This window comes from Comamonas sp. Tr-654 (assembly GCF_011752915.1).
Taxonomy (GTDB): domain Bacteria; phylum Pseudomonadota; class Gammaproteobacteria; order Burkholderiales; family Burkholderiaceae_C; genus Comamonas.
In genome coordinates this window covers 950,950-969,655 of sequence record NZ_VWWQ01000001.1, presented here as the reverse complement: position 1 = coordinate 969,655, position 18,706 = coordinate 950,950, and the positions used below count along the sequence as shown (strand labels likewise).

The following is an 18,706-nucleotide window of genomic DNA, read 5'->3' as shown; positions in this document are numbered from 1 at the left end:
ATAAAGTGTCACAAATTTGGATAAATTTGTCCTACAGGGATGCGGGAAAAGTTCGTATCCGGGCCAAAATGGGGGCTGGTTACAGTTACTAGTCATGTTTTTGCAAGCATTAAGGGAGAAATCGATATGACCACTATGTTCAAGCGTTCCGCTCAAGTTCTGGCCATTACCGCCTTGGCCTTTGGCTTGGCTGCCTGCGGCAAGTCCGAAGACAAGACCGCTGGCCAGAAGCTCGATTCCGCCATTTCCCAGACCGAGAAGGCTGCGGAAAATGCAGGCACCAAGATTGAAGAAGGCACGGTCAAGGCCGGCGATGCGGCTGCCGATGCACTGGCCAAGGCTGGTGAAGCTGCTGGCGCTGCTGTGGACAAGGCTGGCGAGAAGATGGAAGAGGGCGCTGCCAAGGCGGGTGCAGCCCTGGATGACGCAGGCATCACCGCCGCCGTCAAGACCGACCTGATCAAGGCCCCGGAAATCAGCGCGCTGCAGATCAATGTGGACACCAAGGCCGGCGCAGTGACCCTGACCGGCACCGTGCCCAGCGAAGCCGTCAAGACCCAGGCCGGCGATATCGCCAAGGCTGCCAAGGGTGTGACCTCGGTCAACAACAATCTGACCGTGAAGGCTGGTTGATACCTTTCTGCCGGCATTTCGCATGAAGCCAGAGCGCGCAAGCCCTCTGGCTTTTTTGTGCTCGCATGGCACTAAGATCAGGGCATGACCCAAGCCGACCACAAGCTTTCCACCCACCTGATTCACCATCCCTACAAGGCTCCGACGGACTTCGAAGGCCCGCAGCCGGCCGTGCACAAGGCTTCGACCGTGTACTTCGAGAACGTGCAGGCCATGCGAGAACGCCGCTGGCTGGACAAGAGCAGCTACACCTACGGCCTGCATGGCACGCCCACGACCTATGCGCTGGAAGAGCGTCTGGCTTCGCTGGAGGGTGGCCTGCAATGCCTGCTGGTGCCCAGCGGCCTGGCCGCGATTGCCACGGTGTCGCTGGCGCTGCTCAGGACGGGCGACGAGGTGCTCGTTCCCGATAACGTCTACGGCCCCAACAAGACGCTGACCGAAGGCGAGCTGACCCATTTCGGCATCGGCCACCAGTACTACGACCCCATGAGTGTCGAAGATCTGGCGGCCAAGATCACGCCCGCCACCAAGCTGGTCTGGCTGGAAGCTCCGGGCTCGGTCACCATGGAGTTCCCGAATCTCGTCGAGCAGGTTCGCCTGTGCCGGGCCAGGGGTGTGACCATGGTGCTGGACAACACCTGGGGCGCGGGCCTGGCTTTTCGCCCCTTCGACCTGCTGGGCGACGGCAGCCTGGGTGTCGATGTCACGGCCCATGCACTGACCAAGTACCCCAGCGGCGGCGGCGATGTGCTGATGGGCAGCATCATCACGCGCAACCAGCCCCTGCATATGCGCATCAAGCTCGCGCACATGCGCCTGGGTCTGGGCGTGAGCGGCAACGACGCCGAGGCCGTGCTGCGCAGCCTGCCCAGCATTGGTCTGCGCTATCACGCACAGGATCGCTCGGCACGCCAGCTGGCGCAGTGGCTGGCCACCCACAGTGCGGTGGCGCAGGTCTTGCACCCCGCCATGCCTGACGCCCCGGGCCATGCTTACTGGAAGCAGCTGTGCGCACAAGGCCAGGGTCAGGATGGCGTGGCCGCCGGTCTGTTCAGCGTGGTCATCGACGAACGCTTCGATCAGGCGGCCGTGGATCGCTTCTGCGACAGCCTGCGCCTGTTCAAGCTGGGTTACAGCTGGGGCGGGCCGGTGAGTCTGGTCGTGCCCTACGAGCTGCCCGAGATGCGCAGCCGTGCCACCCCGCATATCAAAGCGGGGACCGTGGTGCGCTTTGCCATCGGCCTCGAGGATGCGACCGATCTGCAGGCCGATCTGGCCCAGGCGCTGCTCAAGGCTTTTGGGTGAAGCTATTCAAATGAGAGCTGGTGGCGCTTGTCTACAGGCGATTTCAATGTGGTTTTTGATTGAAGTCAACAATAGTCGAGCGCTATAAGCTCTTGTTTTTATAGTGAATACGCGGAGGCCAGCATGCGGGCTTTCCGCAATGCAGATTCAGGGCTGAGCGGGTAACTTGTTCCTGTCGGCTGCCGCCCCCGAGGCGCGGCATGGGCGACAAGGAGGGTCTCGCATGCAAGCTTCCCCTGTTTCCGAAGTCAAGGCTGAGTCCGGCAATCTGCAGATTCTGCAACTGCGCTGGAGCGAGCCCTGGCAGTGGCTGCTGCTCGGACTGCACGATGTGCGGCGCGCACCCATGATTGCGCTGTTCTACGGCCTGTGCTTCTGGGGCATGGCGCGGCTGCTGGCCTGGGTGTTCCGCTCCAGTCCCGAATATGTGATGTCCATGGCCAGCGGCTGTCTGCTGGTCGGCCCCTTCATGGCCATGGGCCTGTACTACGTCAGCAAGCAGCTGGAGCAGGGCAAGCCCGTGCTGCTGTCGCAGTCGCTGACCTGCTGGGACCGACACCTGGCCAGCATGGGCATGCTGGTGATGGTGCTGATGGTGCTGGAGATGCTCTGGGGGCGCGCCGCCATGGTGGTGTTTGCTATCTCGTTCGACACCGGCATGCCCAGCACGGCAACGTTGCTGCAGACCCTGCTGCGCCCCGAGAACTGGGAGTTCCTGCTGGGCTACAGCGCGGTTGGCGGGATATTTGCGGCCCTGGTGTTTGCCAGCATGGTGGTTTCGTTGCCCACGATTCTCGATCTGGATACCGATGCGCTGACGGCCTGTATCACCAGCATGCGTGTGGTGGGCGCCAACACGGGCGTGATGCTGCTGTGGGGGCTGATCATCACCATGTTGATCGCGGCCTCGCTGCTGCTCTACAGTGTGGGTCTGATCGTCATCGGGCCGCTGCTGGGCTGTGCCAGCTGGCATGCGTATAAAGCCAGCGTCCGCGCCGAAAGCAAGGAGGTCGCTGCCTAAGGCGCAATGAGGGGGATGCCATGGAGTTCTGGAACTGGTTGAAAAAAGTCTTCTCGCCTCAGTCCGGCGTGCCGGGGCGCAGCGCCGATTCGCAGCTGGCATGGACTTCGGCGAGCAGCCGTGAAGACGGCAGCGACGTCTTCAACGACAGCTATTTTTGTGGCTCGGGCAACGGCGAGAGTGCCTGCAGCACGGACAGTGGCGATTCCGGCGGTGATGGCGGAGGCGGCGGCAGCGACTGAGGCTGCGCGGGCATCGCCTATTTCAGCAGCGGCCTGAGCTTGGGCCAGACATTGGTCAGCATCTGCGGCTGGGCCTGGGCATTGGGGTGAATGCGGTCGCTCTGGAACCACTGCTCGGCATCCGCCGCATCGCCGATTCCCGACAGCAGAAACGGCACCAGCGGCAGCTTTTGCGCATCGGCAACCTTCTTGAACATGCCGGCAAACTGCTCGGTGTAGGTTGCTCCATAGTTGGGAGGCACCTGCATCCCCACCAGTAGCACCTGGGCTCCGGCTTCCTTGGCGGCCTTGATCATGACTTCCAGATTCTGCTGCGTGCTCTGCAGCGCCAGGCCGCGCAATGCGTCGTTGCCGCCCAGCTCCAGAATCACGATGCCGGGTTCATGCTGTCTGAGCAGCGACGCCAGGCGCGCTCTGCCGCCAGCCGTGGTCTCACCGCTGATGCTGGCATTGACCACCTTGCGCGGGTTTTTTTCATCATCCATGCGCTGCTGCAGCAGCTGAACCCAGCCCTTGCCGCGCGTCAGTCCGTACTCGGCGCTCAGCGAATCGCCCAGCACCAGCACCGGGCCGGATTTGGCTGCGGGCGCGGCCGCCGCTGCAATGCCGCAAGCCCCCGAAATGGCGAGCGTCAGAGCAACAGCGATACAGTGACGACGCTGCAGTGCAAACTGCGGGCTGCGATCCTTGACGTTTTTGCTATCCAATTGATTCATGTCCACAACTCTTGCCATTCCTTTGATTGCCGTTGAGCAACTGTCCAAATCGGTGAGCGATTCCACAGGCGTGCTGGATATTTTGCGGGATATCAATCTGAGTTTCACGGCCGGTGAAACCGTTGCCATTGTGGGTGCCTCGGGCTCGGGTAAAAGCACTTTGCTGTCGATTCTGGCCGGCCTCGATACCCCCAGTCACGGCACGGTCCGGCTGCTGGGCCAGGATTTGTTTGCACTCAGCGAGGACGACAGGGCGGCGGTGCGGGCCCAGAAGATGGGTTTTGTCTTCCAGAGCTTTCAGTTGCTGGGCAATCTCACGGCACTGGAAAACGTCATGCTGCCACTGGAGCTGGCGGGGCAGCGCGATGCGAGGGCGCGCGCCGCGCGGATGCTGGAGCGCGTCGGTCTGGGCCAGCGCCTCAATCACTACCCTAGGCTGATGTCGGGCGGCGAGCAGCAGCGCGTGGCCCTGGCGCGCGCCTTTGTGGTGGAGCCAGCCGTGCTGCTGGCCGACGAGCCCACGGGGAGCCTGGACTTCGCCACGGGCCAGACCATCATGGAGCTGATGTTTGCGCTCAACCGCGAGCGCGGCACGACACTGATCCTGGTCACGCATGACCGCGAGATCGCGGCGCAATGCGAGCGCAGCATCACCATCGAGGCCGGCCGCGCGGTCTAGGAAGCAAAAAGGCCTGTGTGATCACAGGCCTTCTTTCATCTAGCGCTTATCGGAAAAGCGCTTGCAACTATCAAATCAATCGCTTTCGAGAGGCAGGCCTCAGATGCGTGCCACTTCGAGTCCGGCCTTGCGTTCGGCGGCGCGGCAGGCGGCGGCGGTGAACAGCACGTCGGTCGAGGAGTTGAGAGCCGTCTCGGTAGAGTCCTGAATCACGCCGATGACATAGCCCACGCCGACTACCTGCATGGCCACATCGTTGGGAATGTTGAACAGGCTGCAGGCCAGCGGAATCAGCAGCAGCGAGCCGCCGGGAACGCCCGAGGCGCCGCAGGCGCAGACTGCGGAGACCACGCACAGCAGGATGGCCGTCGGGATATCCACCGGGATATGGAGCGTATGGGCGGCGGCCAGCGTCAGCACGCTGATGGTGACGGCAGCGCCGGCCATATTGATGGTGGCGCCCAGCGGAATGGAGATGCTGTAGGTGTTCTCGTCGAGCTTGAGCTTCTGGGCCAGGGCCAGGTTGACGGGAATGTTGGCGCCTGAGCTGCGCGTGAAGAAGGCGGTTACCGCGCTCTCGCGCAGGCAGGTCAGCACCAGCGGGTAGGGGTTGCGGCGAGTCTGCGTCCAGACAATGGCGGGGTTGATCACCAGCGCCACGAACACCATGCAGCCGACCAGCACGGCCAGCAGATGGGCGTAGTCCTTGAGTGCATCCAGCCCACCGGAAGAGAAGGTGGAGACCACCAGGCCGAAGATGCCGAAGGGGGCCAGGCGAATCACGCCTTGAATCACGCGGGTGATGGCATTGCCGAAGTCCTCCACCATGGTGCGGGTGCCGGGGCTGGCGTGGCGCAGTGCAATGCCCAGCACGATGGCCCAGCCCAGAATGCCGATGTAGTTGGCATTCATCAAGGCATTGACGGGGTTGTCGAACAGGCTCTGGACCACGGTGCTCAGCACCTGGCTGATCTCGCCAGGCACGCTCTGGACTTTGGGCGCTTCACGAAAGTGAATCACCGAAGGGAAGATGGCGCTGGCCGCCACGGCTACGCAGGCTGCCGCCAGCGTGCCGATGACGTAGAGCCAGAGCACAGGTTTGATCTGCGTTTCCTGGCCCGGACGGTGGCTGCTGATGGCTGCCATGACCAGCAGCAGGACCAGCACCGGGGCCACGGCCTTGAGAGCAGCAATGAACAGGCTGCCCAGCAAGGATGCGGGCTGGGCGGCAGCAGGCCACAGCCAGGCCACCAGGCCGCCCAGAATCAGGGCGATCACAATCTGCAGCACCAGGCTGGTGCGGTTGAACCAATCGAGCAAGGCGTTGAGCATGCAGGGTATTCGTTAGGGGATTGGAAGGGGATGCAAGCGCGCCAATCTCGTCATGCCGGGCATGAAGAGATCCTGTGCGCGAATGCAGGGGGAGCTGCAGGGCAAGCCTGCTGCCAGTCGTGCTGGGTGGCTGCGCGGCTTCATGTAAAGACTTGCACTCGGCAAAAGCCATGCCGGTTCTGCCTGGTGAAGGGGTGCCGCCCGCTGGGGGCGCAGTGTAGCGGCAATGAAAAACCTCAGCTGCCAGCCCAGACATGGCCCTGCGAGTCCCAGGTCCGCCGCAAACGCCGGGATAATACGGCCCCATGTCGTCCCCCAAAGTTCTTTTCGGCTTTCACGCCGTCGGCGTGCGTCTGAAGACCGCCCCTCAATCCATCATCGAAGTCTATTTCGAGGCTTCGCGCCGCGATGCGCGCATGCGCCAGTTTCTGGAGCGCGCCAAGGAGGCCGGGGTGCGCCTGATCGAGGCCGATGCCCTGCGCATTGCCAAGCTCGTCGGCTCGCACGGTCACCAGGGTGTGGCAGCACGTGTGGAAGAGGTCAAGGACACACGTACGCTCGACGAGCTGCTCGATGACCTGGAAGATGAAGGCGTGAAGGCCCCGCTGCTGCTGGTGCTCGATGGCGTGACCGATCCTCACAATCTGGGCGCCTGCCTGCGTGTGGCCGATGGTGCAGGCGTGCACGCCGTGATCGCCCCCAAGGACCATGCGGCCGGCATCAACGCCACCGTGGCCAAGGTGGCCAGCGGTGCGGCCGAGACCGTGCCCTACTTCATGGTCACCAATCTGGCGCGAACGCTCAAGGAACTCAAGGAGCGCGGTGTCTGGATCATCGGCACCAGCGGCGATGCCGACAAGCATCTCTACCAGATGGATCTGACCGGCCCGACGGCGCTGGTGCTGGGGGCCGAGGGCGATGGCATGCGCCAGCTGACCCGCAAGACCTGCGACGCGTTGGTCAGCATCCCCATGCAAGGTGCGGTGGAAAGCCTGAATGTGTCCGTTGCCAGTGGTGTGTGCCTGTATGAGGCATTGCGCCAGCGTCTGGCAGCAGCCGTGGCGATCAAGGCCTGAGCAGGCTGGCCAGGCCGCTGAAAGCGAAAGCAAGGCGCGACCGCGAAAGCGGGGGCGCCTTTTTTACGGGCGGCCGATCCGTTTTCAGGCGGCCGGCAGATCGGCGGGGGTCGTGCAGCCCGGGTGCAGCATGCGCTGTACGGTGCGTGCCAGCTCGCCAATATCCATGGGCTTGTTCAGCACGACATAGCTGCATTCCCGGGCCTGCGGCAGTTCGGCCTCTTCGCTGCTGGTCATGAGGACGAGCGGAATGAGAATCTGCTTGCGGGCCAGCTCTTGCTGCATGTTCGCGATGCTCAAAGGAGCCGGGAACTCATCGGCGGCAATGATGAGGTCCACCTTCATGCCGCTGTCGATATAGCGCAGCGCGACTTCGGGCAGGTAGGCGGTCACGACCTGGTAGTCCAGTCCGTACAGCACCTGGGCCATGGCATTGCGCGCGGCCAGGTCCGGCTCGATGAGCAAGATCGTTTCCCGCCGGCCTGCCGGGGTAGCCGCTTGCGGGACCTGTGCAGCAGCCGGCTGTGCACGCGGGAAGTACAGGCTCACGATGGTGCCCAGGCCCTGGGTGCTTTCGACTTCGATCAGACCCTGGACATGGTCCATGAAGTTCTTGACCATGGGCAGGCCCAGGCCCGCGCCCTTGCCCTCGGGCTTGGTGGTGAAGAACATGTCGAAGATGCGGGCCTTGATCTCTTCGCTCATGCCCATGCCGTTGTCTGCCACGCTGACCATGACGTAGTCGCCCGCATGGTCGGCACGCTTGAGCAGCACGTTCTCTGCGGTCAGCGTGATCTGGCCGTGCTCTTCGGTGGCATCGCGCGCATTGATGCAGAGATTGATCAGCGAGTTCTCGAAATACAGCTTGTCCACGCTGATGGGCCAGATGCTGGACGCCATGTGCAGCTGCAGCTCGGCGTTCTGGCCGACAGCCTTGCTCAGCAGAGGCTCCAGATCCTGCACCAGCGCACGGGGGTCGGCAGCGGCCAGCTGCATGGATTTGCGGCTGCTGAACCCGGTCAGATGCGATGCCAGGCTGCCCGCTTTCTGAATCGTGTTGAGGATCACGTCCACATGCTCGAGCTGCTCGGGCTCGCCCAGCTGCTTTTCCAGCATGCCGGCATGCAGGCCGGTGATGAAAAGCAGGTTCTTCATGTCATGCGCGACACCGGCAGACAGCTGGTTCACCATGCCCATTTTCTGGGCCTGGGCGAGGTAGGTTTCAGCCTGATCCAGCGCTTGCTGCTTGAGCCTCAGCTGGTGGCTCAGCGTGGTGATTTGGTCGCGCAGCTGGTTCTCGGACTGCCGGATGCTGTCTATGCCCAGATTGGCGCCGACCCAATAGAGAATCCTGCCCTGCGCATTCTTGACGGGAGACAGCGAAGAAAAAAACCAGTGGAACTGACCGTCATGGCGCTTGATGCGCAGCCGGTATCCCGTCGGCTTTTCGGTGATCAGGGCACGTGACAGCCCGGTGTTGACGGTGGCCAGATCATCGGGATGCACGATGTCGATCCAGATGCCTTCGCGCAGGCTCAGCGGGCGTACCTCCCGGTAGGCATACTCCTGCAGGGCCTGGTTGAACCAGGTCACCTCTCCATGGGGGGTGGCCATCCAGATCTGATAGGGCAGGTGATCCAGAAAGGTCTCGAAGCGGTTGACATGGCCCAGCCCGAGTTCGTCATCGGGATCAGGCGATGCGGTCTCGGCCTGCAATACATAGCACTGCACTGCGGAGACCATTCCATCGTCCGGAATCGGTGAGAAATGCCAGAGCCCGGGGTGACCGGGCAAATGGGTCGTGGTTTCCCGGCCTGTTTCCATGCATTGGCCGACAGCCCTCCTGGCTGGCTCGAACATCGCCAGCCCCGGCGTGGCAGGGGATTGACTGCCGGCTCGCAGAAGCCGCTGCATTGCGGGGTTGGCGAAGCGAAGTTCCAGCGTTCTGGCATCAACAACAGCCCATGCCAATGCTGCAGGCAGCATGGCTTGCTGAAGTGCGAACAATCGGCCCGAATCGTTCATGTGCTGGTGTGGTGCAATATCAGGCAGGGCAAACGCTCTGCACAGTGATTCAAGTATTCCACGTTGCAACTTGATTTTTGGGGTCATTGCCTTGGTTCAAGCACTTATTGACAATTCTTCGGCGTCCCCGGGTGCGATTGCATGCGTACGCCGCTGGCTGGGTGAGGCGCAGCGGCTGACCGTGCTTACCGGGGCCGGCGTCAGTGCCGAATCGGGAGTGCCGACTTTCAGGGATGCGGCCAGCGGCTACTGGTCCCAGTTCAAGCCCGAGGAAATGGCCAGCGAGGTGGGGTATCGCCGCGATCCGGCTCATGTCTGGCGCTGGTACCAGCACCGGCGCGCCTTGCTCGCCAAGGCGGCTCCCAACGAGGGACATCTGGCGCTGGCGCGCTGGGCAAGGCTGCACCCGGGCCGGATGACGCTCGTCACGCAGAACGTGGATGGGCTGCACCAGCAGGCGGGCAGCGAAGAGGTACTGAGTCTGCACGGCGAGCTGAGCAGGAATCGATGGCTGAATCGCCGCTGTGCGTCATGCGATCTCGAGCATGCTGTCCCTGGCGAGCCGCCGCATTGTGCCGCCTGCGGCAATTTGCTGCGGCCTGCGGTCGTCTGGTTCGGCGAGTCTTTGCCAGGTCAGACCTGGGCCAAGGCAGAGCAGGCGGCAGAGCAATGTCAGCTGATGCTGGTGATAGGCACATCGGGTGCCGTCTACCCGGCTGCAGGTCTGGCCAGGATCGCCAGGCGCAACCGGGCCCGCGTGGTCATTGTCAACCCGCATGCCAGCGAGCTGGACTCGGTGGCCGATCAGATGATCGCCATGCCGTCGGCGCTGGCGCTGCCCTTGCTGCTGGCAAGTCCAGAGGATGGCTCTCGGCCGGGACAGCCCTGCTGACTTCTGCCCCTAGACCCAGCCCAGCGAACCCAGCGCCGCACCTGCAGCCAGCAGCCACAGCAGATGAATGCGGGTGCGCCATACCAGCAAGGTGCACGCAAGGCTCAGCAGCCATAGCTTCCAGTCCTTGCCTGGGCTGCCGCTGGCGCTGCCCAGCAGCCAGCCAGTCGCCAGCAGCAGCCCAATCACCAGCGGAGCCATGCCTTGCTTGAAGGCGCGCACGCCGCGCTTGTCACGGTTTCGCTGGCTCCAGCGCGAAGCCTGCCAGGTCAGCAGCGAGCTGGGCAGCAGAATGCCCACCATGCATACGGCAACACCGAGTGCACCCAGGCCCCAGGCCGCAGGGCCGGTGCCGCCACCTGCATTCAGTCCCACGTTCCAGCCCAGCAGTGCGATGAACAGCACGTTGGGGCCAGGGGCTGCCTGGGCAATGGCGATGGAACTGGTGAACTGGGTTTCCGACAGCCAGTGGTTGCCGTCGACCAGATAGCGGTGCATATCGGGCGCGGCGGTGATGGCCCCACCCACGGCCATCAACGACAGCGTCAGGAAGTAGACAAGCAGATGCAGCCAGTCCACGGTCTGCAGATCGATCACCAGCGTGTTCATGCCAGCCTCCGGTAGGTCAGCACGCAGCCGGTCGCGCCCACCAGCAGCAAGGCCCAGAACAGCGGCAGGCGCAGCACGGCGACCAGCACAAAGGCGGCAATGGCCAGCCCTGCGCAATACCATTTGCCCAGCGGGTGTTTGCGTAGCGTGCCCGCCAGCTTGAGGCCCATGCCTGCGACCAGTCCCGCCGCCACGGCACCCATGCCGCGCAGGGCGCCGGCCACAGCCGGGTTGGCCGCGAACTGGGTATAGACCAGGGTGAGGCTGATGACCACCAGCATCGGAAAGGTCAGCATGCCGCACAGCCCCACGAGGGCACCGCGCCAGCCGAAGTAGCGCTCGCCCAGCATGATGGAAAGATTCACCACATTGGGGCCGGGCATGATCTGCGCCACGGCCCAGTCCTCCATGAACTCCTCATTGCTCAGCCATTGGCGCTTTTCGACCAGTTCGCGCTGCACTACGGCAAGCACGCCACCAAAACCCTGCAAGGCCAGAAAGGTCAGTGACCAGAAAAGTTCGCTCAGATGGGCTGGGCGTGGCCGCTCGGCTTGCGGCAGTGAAGGGGTGGGTGAGCTCATTGAAAGGGCCTCAGGGCCTCTGGAGAAAGTGATGGCGATCAGCCGTGGATGCTAATGCGGACGCCCCTGCCCGGATAGCTGCCAGCCATCTCCAGTAGAGAAGGGCGTATCGATCACTTTGATGGCTCCCGCTGCCGGATCGCGACGCCTGCTGTGATCAGAGGTCGCCCAGTATCTGTTCCAGATCGGCGTCGTCGGCATCGGCCTCCAGGCGCAGGCTTCCCTGTATGTGATCCAGATGGCTGAGCATCAGCTGTTCTGCCAGCTCGCCATTGCCCGCGACAATGGCATCGACCACGGCTTCGTGCTCGTCCACCAGGCAGCAGGTGTTGACTGCCGACTCATACAGCGAGATTGTCAGGCAGGTCAGCGTGGACAGTTCACGCATGCTGCGCAGCAGCGCGGAGTTACCGGCCAGTTCCGCCAGCAGCACATGGAACTCGCCGGACAGGCGTACCGTGGCTCGCTTGTCGGAGTTGGCGCGAGCATCGCGCTCCTGCTTCAGATGGGCCTGCAGGCGACGGATCTTGCCATTGTCCATGTGCAGCACGAGGCGGCGCACAATGCCCGGCTCTATCAGCCGGCGTGCCTCGAAGACGTCCAGTGCCTGTTCGATGCTGGGCTTGGCGACAAAGGCGCCGCGCTGCGGGAACAACTCCACCATCTGGTCGCGGGCCATGCGGGCCAGCACCTCGCGAACGCGAGCCCGGCTGGTGTTGAAGATATTGGCCAGCCGGTCTTCGCCGAGTTTGGTTCCCGGCAACAGGCGATGCTCATGGATGGCTGTGGCAATGCGGGCGGCCATTTCATCCACGGTAATTTCGGATCGAGATGTATTGCTTCGATTGTTCACTTTTGTAGTGCTTTTTGTCGACATGCTGCTGAATTCTAGTGTCACACAGCATGCCGGCTTGCATCATCTCGATGGAGGTTATCCCGCAGCGTGTTCAGTGCAGCTGGCTCAAGAGCTGGGTGAGCCCAGGTGGGAGATTCCTGAACTCCTTGCGCGGCGGCTTGGCAAAGCTGCCGGCGCGTGCTGCGGCGGGTGCCAGCGAGACCAGACTTTGCGCGTGGTTGACGGCGCTGGAGACGCCATCGACGGCTGGCACCGGCAGGCTATGCTTGATGGAGCGTGCCAGGCCGGCCAGCGGTGCGCCGGCAATGATCAGCACATCGGCTCCGTCTTCGCTGACCGCTGCTTCGCACAGGGCCTGCAGGCGTGCTGCATGGTCGTCCTGTACGCTGGCAATGTCCCGCAGGGGCTCGTCCAGGCAGCGAATGCTGGCCAGCCGGTCTATGAGTCCGTTGCGCTCGACCATATCTCGGTACCAGGCGGTGATGCGCCTGGAGATGGCAATGATGGAAAAGCGCTTGCCCAGCATGCATGCGCTCATGAGCGCGGACTCGGTCATTCCCAGCACGGGAATGTCCAGGGCCTCGCGCAGGCCTTCGAGACCGGGGTCGCCAAAGGCGGCCAAGATGACGGCGTCATGCCGCGCGGCATGGGTGGCCGCCAGCTCGGCTACGGCATAGGCGGCAATCATGGCCTCGAAGCGCGTCTCGATATAGGCCACGCCCATGGGGGCGGTCAGCATGGTGATTTCCGTACCCGGAGCAGCGGCCAGCCTGGCCTCTTTCTCTATCAGGGAAGTGACGCTCTCGGAGATATTGGGATTGATGATCAGCAGTTTCATGGTGTGTGCTCCGGTTCAGAAGCGGGATGCGGGTCGCTTGGGCAGCAAGGTGGGAGCGCCACGCTGCAGGAATCGTCCCTGGCCGGCGCGAGCCTGGAATTTCTCGCCATCCCAGACGATCTGGCCCCCCGACAGGGTCAGGCAGGGCCAGGCCTTGATCAACTGGCCTTCGTAAGGAGTATGGTCTACGTTGTGATGCAGGTCGCGATTGCGAATGGTTCGCTCGCCCTCCTGCCAGACGACCAGGTCGGCATCGGCCCCTATGGCGATGCTGCCCTTGCGCGGATGCAGTCCATAGACCTTGGCCGGGTTGGTGGAGGTCAGCTCCACAAAGCGGTTGAGCGTCATGCGTCCCGCCAGCACGCCATGGGTGTAGAGCAGGGACAGGCGGGTCTCGATGCCCGGGATGCCGTTTGGGATATGGCTGAAGGACACTTCCTGGCCACCAGGCTTCTTGCCTTCCGGGGCGTCGTAGTTGAATGGCGCATGGTCGGATGAGAACACGGTGAAGAGCCCGTCGTTGAGCCCATTCCAGATGACCTCCTGGTTGGCCTTGTCGCGTGGCGGTGGGCTGCATACGCACTTGGCGCCCTGGTAGCTGTCGTCCAGGCCCAGGTCTTCTGCACTCAGGAACAGGTATTGAGGGCAGGTCTCGGCCATGATGTTCATGCCGTGGGAGCGCGCCCAGCGAATCTGCTCGACAGCCTCGCGGCCCGAGACATGGACGATGAGGATGGGCACATCGGCAAGCTCCGAGAGCGCAATGGCTCGGTGCGTTGCCTCGCGCTCCACCAGCATGGGGCGAGAGACTGCGTGATAGCGAGGGGCTGTGCGGCCACTGGCTTCCAGGCGCTTGGTCAGCCATTGGATGCAGTCGGCATTCTCGGCATGGATCATGGCCGTGGCATCGTATTTGCGGGCCACGTCCAGGACATCGAGAATCTGACCGTCATTGAGCTTCAGATCGTCATAAGTCATGTAGATCTTGAAGGAGGTATAGCCTTCCCGAATCAGCGCGGGCAGCTCGTTTTCCAGCACTTCGGGCGTGGGGTCGCTGACAATCATGTGAAAGCCATAGTCCACATGGGCTTTGCCTTCTGCGCGGCGGTGGTAGTCGGCCACGGCGGCGCGCAAGGACTGGCCTTTGGCCTGGGCGGCGAAGGGGATGATCGTAGTGGTGCCGCCGCAGGCCGCAGCACGCGTTCCGCTTTCGAAGTCGTCTGCCATGCGCGCTGGCGGCTCCATGGGCTGATCCAGGTGACAGTGGGCGTCGATGCCGCCCGGTGTGACGACCCGGCCTTGGGCGTCGTATTCTTGAGTGCCGGCAGGCAACTGCTTGCCCAGCTGGGCGATCTTGCCGTTGCGGATGCCGATGTCGGCTTCGAAGATGTCGCTGGCGGTCGCGACTTGTGCATTGCGCACCACGATATCGAATTCGCAGGGGTTCATGTTCGGGATCGGTTTTACGGTGAGAGTGAGAGGCCAGTTGGTGCTGGCATGACTGTGGCGAGGTTCCAGACCGATGAGGCGTCGTTGCTTGCCTGGTATCGGATGGGCAGGAGCGTGCCGCTCCTGCCGTCTTCAGGTTTGAGGCCTACACAGGAACTTTCTTGCTGTAGTCGATCAGCAGGGCCGAGCAGATGAACAAGCCAACGCCTGCGCCGGTGAACATCATCAGCGCCATGAAGTAGGAGCCGGTGGCCTGCACGACCAGTCCCACGATGATGGGCACGCCGATGCCGGCGCAATTGCCGCCGAGGTTCATGACGCCGCCCAGAAAACCGACGCGATTGCGGGTGCCGATCAGGGACGGGATGCACCAGAACAGGCCGCACCAGCGAAGGAAGAACAGGGTGATGGACAGAAGGATGACGACCGTGACAGGGTCGGTGATCTGCGAGACGCCATAGATGGCAATGGTGGCGATGATGGATGCAATGCCGAACAGGGTGCGCAGCACCGTGGCCTGGTTGCCACCTTTCTCACGCCATTTGTCGGCGATCCAGCCGCCGATCATTTCTCCCACGAAGCCGGAGAAGAACATGGCGAAAAGCGCACCGCCCATGGCCTTGATGTCCATGCCGTGCACCTTGGACAGGTAGGTGGGCATCCAGGTCAGCAGGCCGTAAAAGAGCGCGTTGAAACACATCCAGCCAAAGAACATGCCCCACACCGAGCGGTACTTGAAGAAGTCCAGCAGCTTGCCCTTGCTGGTGCCGGCGTCGGCTCTGGCATCTTCGGCATGTGCTGCTTCGATGTGACGGGCTTCGGCTTCGTTCACTCCGGAATGCTCGCGAGGGTGGTTGCGAATATAGGACCAGGCAAAGTAGCCCGCGATCATGGTGCCGACGCCGGCGACCACGAACGAGATGCGCCAGGAGCCGAAGAAGGCGATCAGGCCCGCAATGATGATGGCTCCCAGGGCGGCGCCCAGCGGTGCGCCACCGTCAAGCAGCGTGGCGCCACGGCCGCGCTCGTTCTGGGACATCCAGATGCCGTTGAGCTTGCCTCCGGCCGGGTAGATGGGGGCTTCGGCAGCTCCCAGTCCCAGGCGCGTCAGCAGCAGAGAGAACCAGCCCGTGGTGAAGGCGGCGATGGTTTGAAACAGGCCCCAGCCCAGGGTGGCGCCAGCAATGACGGAGCGCGGGCCGTATTTGTCGGCAAGCATGCCTCCAGGGATCTGCATGAAGGCATAGGTCCAGAAAAACGAACTCAGCAGCAAACCCTGCATGGCAGGACTCAGATCGAATTCCTTGGCAATCATCGGCATGGCCACCGATAGTGAAGCTCGGTCGATGTAGTTGATCGAGATGAGGAACAACATCATCAGGAAGATCTTCCATCGGACTTTGGTCGGAGCCTGCGTGTGCTCCGCTGCGGCTGTGGTCGGGATATGCATCTTCGGGGTCACTCCATCCAGGGTTGGTTGATGTGATGAAAATTTAAATGTCGACAATGTTGTAAACAATATAGAAAACACCTATGTGACTAAAGTTGCACTGAAATATCTGCATTTCTGCAGTGTCTCAGGCGGAGTGGAATGTATTCTCTGGCAATTTAGATAACTGATGCTTTTATTTTTGTTGACAGTATTGTTGACGTTTTATGGCGAACTGAGAACAATGTGATCTGGCCGCAGAGACGGTCAGCCCTTCACGGAAAACACAAGAGATGACTGCAACCAAGACATGTCTGGGCGTGCTGACGCCTTCCTCGAATACGGCGCTGGAGCCTCTGACCAGTGCGCTTGCCGCCAGTGCGGGTCGATGCTCGGCACATTTTTCGCGCTTCACGGTGACGGAGATTTCGTTGGCGCAGGCCGCGCTCAATCAGTTTGATGACAGCAAGATTCTTGCGGCCGCAGAGCTGTTGGCGGATGCCAAAGTGGATGTGATTGGCTGGAGCGGTACCGCTGCAGGCTGGCGCGGCTTTGACTGCGATCGGCAGCTGTGCGAGCGCATCGAGCAGCGTACGGGCATCAAGGCAACGACGGCCATCCTGGCGCTCAATGAGCTGATGCAAAAGCTTTCCGTCAAAAAGCTGGCCATCGTGAGCCCCTATACCGCAGACGTGCAGCAATGTATCGTCAACAATTACCGCGCAGCCGGCGTGGAAACCACGGCTCACCGGCATCTGAACATTTCGGTCAATCACCGCTTTGCGCTCGTGGAGCCGGAGCAGTTGCTGGGGCTGATCGACGAGGTGATCGAGGAGGGGGCCCCTGACGCGGTGGTGACCTACTGCACCAATCTGCATGCAGCGCAGCTGGCAGATCAGGTGGAGCGGCGCTGGAATGTGCCGCTGCTCGATACGGTCAGCACCACGGTGTGGGGGATGCTGCGTGCGGCAGGACGCAGTCCGGCAGATATCAAGGGATGGGGACGCTTGTTTGAAGTGGCGTGACAGCCGGTGGCTCAAGCAAGGGCCGGCGGCAGGTTGTGGTTAAAGAAGAGTCGGGGATGAGGGCGCTTGGTGATGGATGACCTAGGCTTGCGCCGTGCGTCCGACGTGATATCCGAGGAATGGAGACACTATGAAACTGGTTCGATTTGGAGCTGCCGGAAAGGAAAGGCCCGGTTTGCTGGATGCCCAAGGGGTGTTGCGCGATGCTTCGAGCTGGGTGGACGACTGGCACGGCACGGAGCTGCAGCCTGAAAAGCTGGCGCTATGGCGCGACCGGCAAACCGAGGAGCTGCCGGCCGTGTCAGGTGCCCCCCGACTGGGCTGCCCGGTGGCGAAGGTTGGCAAGATCGTCTGCGTGGGCTTGAATTATGCGGACCATGCGGCAGAGGCAGGGGCCGCGCCACCGACGGAACCGGTGCTGTTCATGAAGGCGGTCACGGCCATCAGCGGGCCCACTGACGCCATACAGATAGCGCCGACGGCGACCAAGGTGGACTGGGAAGTGGAGCTGGGCGTGGTCATCGGCAGCCGCGCCACGCGGGTGAGTGAGCAGGCCGCGCTGGGGCATGTGGCCGGTTATGTGCTGGGCAACGATGTGTCCGAGCGTGCCTGGCAGATGGAGCGCGGCGGCACCTGGGACAAAGGCAAGAGCCATGACAGTTTTGCGCCCCTGGGCCCCTGGCTGCTGACGGCCGACGAGGTGGCCGATCCGCATTGCATTGCGCTGTGGCTGGAAGTGAACGGCCAGCGCATGCAAAGCGGCAATACCCGCAATTTCATCTTTGGCGTGCCCAAGGTCATCAGCTATATCAGCCAGTTCATGACCCTGGAGGCGGGCGATGTGATTCTTACCGGCACGCCTGCAGGCGTGGGTCTGGGGCAAAAGCCGCAGCCTGTCTTTCTCAAGCCCGGCGACGTGGTGCGGCTGGGGGCCGATGGACTGGGCGAGCAGCGCCAGGTCTGCGTGGTCGTGAGCTGAGCTGCATTCCTCCCGGACAGCTGGCTTTCAGAGCTTTCCGGGAGAAGCCGGACCGGAAGGCGTGCGCCGTTCTTCGGCCGGCTACGGATGCTGGGCCTGCTTGATGTCGATTCGCCTGGCCGTGATCTTGGCCACGCATTCGAGCTTTTGCAGATCCTTGGCTGTCAGGCTTTCATCGGCGGCCTGACTGAAGCAGCACAGCGTGCCGTAGACCTTGCCGCTGGCCAGCACGATAGGTGTGCTCAGATGAGCCCCTACGCGAAAAGGCGTTGCTGGCAGCTTGGAAAAGGCCGGATGGGTGGCAACGTCATGGACCAGGCCGGGCAGAACGCCGTCGAGCACGCACTGACAAAACGACTCTTCCAGAGGGCCGCCGCCGCCGGTGGCAATCAATTCCTTGCCGGGGGCCGTATCGACATGCTGGAACATGCGTTGGCCGTTGCGGATCTCGGAGACAAAAATCACTTCCATATGCAGGTGCTGGCGCAGCTCCTGCAGGACCAGGCGCACGTTTTCATCGACCAGCTCGTCGCTTTGATCTGCCGTGGCCAGCAACAATTCGCTGACCTGTACCTCCAGTGCCTCGGGTGCGTAGTCCCAGTTGTGAATCGCCATCTCTCAAACCTCTGCATGTCGCGCAAAAAAACTCGGTCCATTGTGGCCGAGCCAACAGGGTTCTCAAGTTAACAATACGTAAGACTTCAAAGTGAATCATGGCCGGCTTGAGCTTGGATCAGTGCCTGCACCTGGGCGTGCAGCTCGGCGGGCACGGCGATCAGCTCCATATTCAGCACACGGGCCATTTCCTGCAGGGTGGAAAAGCGCGGGTCGACATCGCCGGTTTCCGTGCGTTGCACTGCCATGCGCGACAGGCCGGCGCGTTCGGCCAGATCGGCCTGGGTGATGCGGGCGGCTTTGCGGGCCTGGACCAAAGTCGTGATGAGTTCGGAAGTCATGCGTATCAATATACTCTTTGTAGCGCGGTGCAAAAGCGTGGCGCCTGCTGGAGGGTGTTT

General features: G+C 62.3%; 20 protein-coding genes. 9 read left to right on the top strand and 11 right to left on the bottom strand.

Features of this window, described 5'->3' with window-relative positions:
* Positions 1-126 precede the first annotated feature (126 nt).
* The 4 genes from F3J24_RS04405 (at position 127) to F3J24_RS04390 (ending at position 3,204) form a co-directional block, all read left to right on the top strand.
* Positions 127-633 (top strand): BON domain-containing protein, encoded by a 507-nt coding sequence (locus F3J24_RS04405; RefSeq protein WP_167003042.1) that lies wholly within the window; start codon positions 127-129, stop codon positions 631-633.
* An 84-nt stretch (positions 634-717) separates the two neighbouring features.
* Positions 718-1,941, top strand: a complete 1,224-nt coding sequence (locus F3J24_RS04400) for a PLP-dependent transferase (protein ID WP_167003040.1) — start codon at positions 718-720, stop codon at positions 1,939-1,941.
* Positions 1,942-2,164: 223 nt separating this feature from the next.
* On the top strand, positions 2,165-2,962 hold the full coding sequence (locus F3J24_RS04395; RefSeq protein ID WP_167003039.1) for a DUF2189 domain-containing protein: 798 nt from the start codon (positions 2,165-2,167) through the stop codon (positions 2,960-2,962).
* A gap of 20 nt (positions 2,963-2,982) precedes the next feature.
* Positions 2,983-3,204, top strand: coding sequence for a hypothetical protein (locus F3J24_RS04390; RefSeq protein ID WP_167003036.1), 222 nt, complete (start codon positions 2,983-2,985; stop codon positions 3,202-3,204).
* A gap of 17 nt (positions 3,205-3,221) precedes the next feature.
* Here the strand turns inward: F3J24_RS04390 and F3J24_RS04385 are convergent, their stop codons facing one another.
* Positions 3,222-3,920 carry an arylesterase gene (locus F3J24_RS04385; RefSeq protein WP_167003034.1) on the bottom strand — a complete coding sequence of 233 codons (699 nt, stop codon included), beginning with the start codon at positions 3,918-3,920 and terminating at the stop codon, positions 3,222-3,224.
* On the opposite strand from F3J24_RS04385, the gene F3J24_RS04380 reads away from it, so the two are divergent.
* On the top strand, positions 3,919-4,599 hold the full coding sequence (locus tag F3J24_RS04380) for an ABC transporter ATP-binding protein (protein ID WP_167003032.1): 681 nt from the start codon (positions 3,919-3,921) through the stop codon (positions 4,597-4,599). The genes F3J24_RS04385 and F3J24_RS04380 overlap by 2 nt on opposite strands.
* Before the next feature lie 99 nt (positions 4,600-4,698).
* On the opposite strand, the gene sstT is transcribed toward F3J24_RS04380, so the two are convergent.
* A complete protein-coding gene (gene sstT / locus F3J24_RS04375) occupies positions 4,699-5,931 on the bottom strand; it encodes a serine/threonine transporter SstT (RefSeq protein ID WP_167003030.1) in 1,233 nt (410 codons plus the stop codon).
* A gap of 305 nt (positions 5,932-6,236) precedes the next feature.
* Between sstT and rlmB the strand changes: the two genes are divergently transcribed.
* Positions 6,237-7,007: a 23S rRNA (guanosine(2251)-2'-O)-methyltransferase RlmB gene (rlmB, locus tag F3J24_RS04370; RefSeq protein ID WP_043005243.1), complete on the top strand. Its 771-nt coding sequence runs from the start codon at positions 6,237-6,239 to the stop codon at positions 7,005-7,007.
* Between the two features lie 84 nt (positions 7,008-7,091).
* Here the strand turns inward: rlmB and F3J24_RS04365 are convergent, their stop codons facing one another.
* Positions 7,092-9,032, bottom strand: a complete 1,941-nt coding sequence (locus F3J24_RS04365; RefSeq protein ID WP_167003028.1) for a hybrid sensor histidine kinase/response regulator — start codon at positions 9,030-9,032, stop codon at positions 7,092-7,094.
* A gap of 91 nt (positions 9,033-9,123) precedes the next feature.
* On the opposite strand from F3J24_RS04365, the gene F3J24_RS04360 reads away from it, so the two are divergent.
* Positions 9,124-9,924 carry an NAD-dependent deacylase gene (locus F3J24_RS04360; RefSeq protein ID WP_167003026.1) on the top strand — a complete coding sequence of 267 codons (801 nt, stop codon included), beginning with the start codon at positions 9,124-9,126 and terminating at the stop codon, positions 9,922-9,924.
* Between the two features lie 9 nt (positions 9,925-9,933).
* On the opposite strand, the gene F3J24_RS04355 is transcribed toward F3J24_RS04360, so the two are convergent.
* From F3J24_RS04355 to F3J24_RS04330, 6 genes are all read right to left on the bottom strand, one after another.
* Positions 9,934-10,533 (bottom strand): chromate transporter, encoded by a 600-nt coding sequence (locus tag F3J24_RS04355; RefSeq protein ID WP_167003024.1) that lies wholly within the window; start codon positions 10,531-10,533, stop codon positions 9,934-9,936.
* On the bottom strand, positions 10,530-11,114 hold the full coding sequence (locus tag F3J24_RS04350; protein ID WP_167003022.1) for a chromate transporter: 585 nt from the start codon (positions 11,112-11,114) through the stop codon (positions 10,530-10,532). Before F3J24_RS04350 ends, F3J24_RS04355 begins: the two co-directional genes overlap by 4 nt.
* A 157-nt stretch (positions 11,115-11,271) precedes the next feature.
* Positions 11,272-11,919 (bottom strand): GntR family transcriptional regulator, encoded by a 648-nt coding sequence (locus F3J24_RS04345; protein WP_003053771.1) that lies wholly within the window; start codon positions 11,917-11,919, stop codon positions 11,272-11,274.
* Positions 11,920-12,061: 142 nt separating this feature from the next.
* The gene (locus F3J24_RS04340; RefSeq protein WP_167003020.1) at positions 12,062-12,808 is read right to left on the bottom strand and encodes an aspartate/glutamate racemase family protein; all 747 of its coding nucleotides are present in this window, start codon (positions 12,806-12,808) and stop codon (positions 12,062-12,064) included.
* 15 nt (positions 12,809-12,823) lie between these two features.
* Positions 12,824-14,257, bottom strand: a complete 1,434-nt coding sequence (hydA, locus tag F3J24_RS04335) for a dihydropyrimidinase (protein ID WP_167003018.1) — start codon at positions 14,255-14,257, stop codon at positions 12,824-12,826.
* 145 nt (positions 14,258-14,402) lie between these two features.
* Positions 14,403-15,707 (bottom strand): MFS transporter, encoded by a 1,305-nt coding sequence (locus F3J24_RS04330; RefSeq protein WP_167003016.1) that lies wholly within the window; start codon positions 15,705-15,707, stop codon positions 14,403-14,405.
* A gap of 272 nt (positions 15,708-15,979) precedes the next feature.
* Here F3J24_RS04330 and F3J24_RS04325 point away from each other — a divergent pair, with 272 nt between their 5' ends.
* Positions 15,980-16,711: an aspartate/glutamate racemase family protein gene (locus F3J24_RS04325; RefSeq protein WP_167003014.1), complete on the top strand. Its 732-nt coding sequence runs from the start codon at positions 15,980-15,982 to the stop codon at positions 16,709-16,711.
* Positions 16,712-16,841: 130 nt separating this feature from the next.
* Positions 16,842-17,690 carry a fumarylacetoacetate hydrolase family protein gene (locus F3J24_RS04320; protein ID WP_167003012.1) on the top strand — a complete coding sequence of 283 codons (849 nt, stop codon included), beginning with the start codon at positions 16,842-16,844 and terminating at the stop codon, positions 17,688-17,690.
* A gap of 81 nt (positions 17,691-17,771) precedes the next feature.
* Here the strand turns inward: F3J24_RS04320 and F3J24_RS04315 are convergent, their stop codons facing one another.
* Positions 17,772-18,305, bottom strand: coding sequence for a GAF domain-containing protein (locus F3J24_RS04315; protein ID WP_167003010.1), 534 nt, complete (start codon positions 18,303-18,305; stop codon positions 17,772-17,774).
* 86 nt (positions 18,306-18,391) lie between these two features.
* Entirely contained in the window at positions 18,392-18,646 is a 255-nt protein-coding gene (locus F3J24_RS04310) for a helix-turn-helix transcriptional regulator (RefSeq protein ID WP_167003008.1), read from the bottom strand.
* Positions 18,647-18,706 lie beyond the last annotated feature (60 nt).

Coding starts and splice junctions, on each gene's coding strand:
- F3J24_RS04405 (WP_167003042.1), top strand. CDS start 127: ATGACCACTATGTTCAAGCGTTCCGCTCAAGTTCTGGCCATTACCGCC.
- F3J24_RS04400 (WP_167003040.1), top strand. CDS start 718: ATGACCCAAGCCGACCACAAGCTTTCCACCCACCTGATTCACCATCCC.
- F3J24_RS04395 (WP_167003039.1), top strand. CDS start 2,165: ATGCAAGCTTCCCCTGTTTCCGAAGTCAAGGCTGAGTCCGGCAATCTG.
- F3J24_RS04390 (WP_167003036.1), top strand. CDS start 2,983: ATGGAGTTCTGGAACTGGTTGAAAAAAGTCTTCTCGCCTCAGTCCGGC.
- F3J24_RS04380 (WP_167003032.1), top strand. CDS start 3,919: ATGTCCACAACTCTTGCCATTCCTTTGATTGCCGTTGAGCAACTGTCC.
- F3J24_RS04385 (WP_167003034.1), bottom strand. CDS start 3,920: ATGAATCAATTGGATAGCAAAAACGTCAAGGATCGCAGCCCGCAGTTT.
- sstT (WP_167003030.1), bottom strand. CDS start 5,931: ATGCTCAACGCCTTGCTCGATTGGTTCAACCGCACCAGCCTGGTGCTG.
- rlmB (WP_043005243.1), top strand. CDS start 6,237: ATGTCGTCCCCCAAAGTTCTTTTCGGCTTTCACGCCGTCGGCGTGCGT.
- F3J24_RS04365 (WP_167003028.1), bottom strand. CDS start 9,032: ATGAACGATTCGGGCCGATTGTTCGCACTTCAGCAAGCCATGCTGCCT.
- F3J24_RS04355 (WP_167003024.1), bottom strand. CDS start 10,533: ATGAACACGCTGGTGATCGATCTGCAGACCGTGGACTGGCTGCATCTG.
- F3J24_RS04350 (WP_167003022.1), bottom strand. CDS start 11,114: ATGAGCTCACCCACCCCTTCACTGCCGCAAGCCGAGCGGCCACGCCCA.
- F3J24_RS04345 (WP_003053771.1), bottom strand. CDS start 11,919: ATGGCCGCCCGCATTGCCACAGCCATCCATGAGCATCGCCTGTTGCCG.
- F3J24_RS04340 (WP_167003020.1), bottom strand. CDS start 12,808: ATGAAACTGCTGATCATCAATCCCAATATCTCCGAGAGCGTCACTTCC.
- hydA (WP_167003018.1), bottom strand. CDS start 14,257: ATGAACCCCTGCGAATTCGATATCGTGGTGCGCAATGCACAAGTCGCG.
- F3J24_RS04330 (WP_167003016.1), bottom strand. CDS start 15,707: ATGCATATCCCGACCACAGCCGCAGCGGAGCACACGCAGGCTCCGACC.
- F3J24_RS04325 (WP_167003014.1), top strand. CDS start 15,980: ATGACTGCAACCAAGACATGTCTGGGCGTGCTGACGCCTTCCTCGAAT.
- F3J24_RS04320 (WP_167003012.1), top strand. CDS start 16,842: ATGAAACTGGTTCGATTTGGAGCTGCCGGAAAGGAAAGGCCCGGTTTG.
- F3J24_RS04315 (WP_167003010.1), bottom strand. CDS start 18,305: ATGGCGATTCACAACTGGGACTACGCACCCGAGGCACTGGAGGTACAG.
- F3J24_RS04310 (WP_167003008.1), bottom strand. CDS start 18,646: ATGACTTCCGAACTCATCACGACTTTGGTCCAGGCCCGCAAAGCCGCC.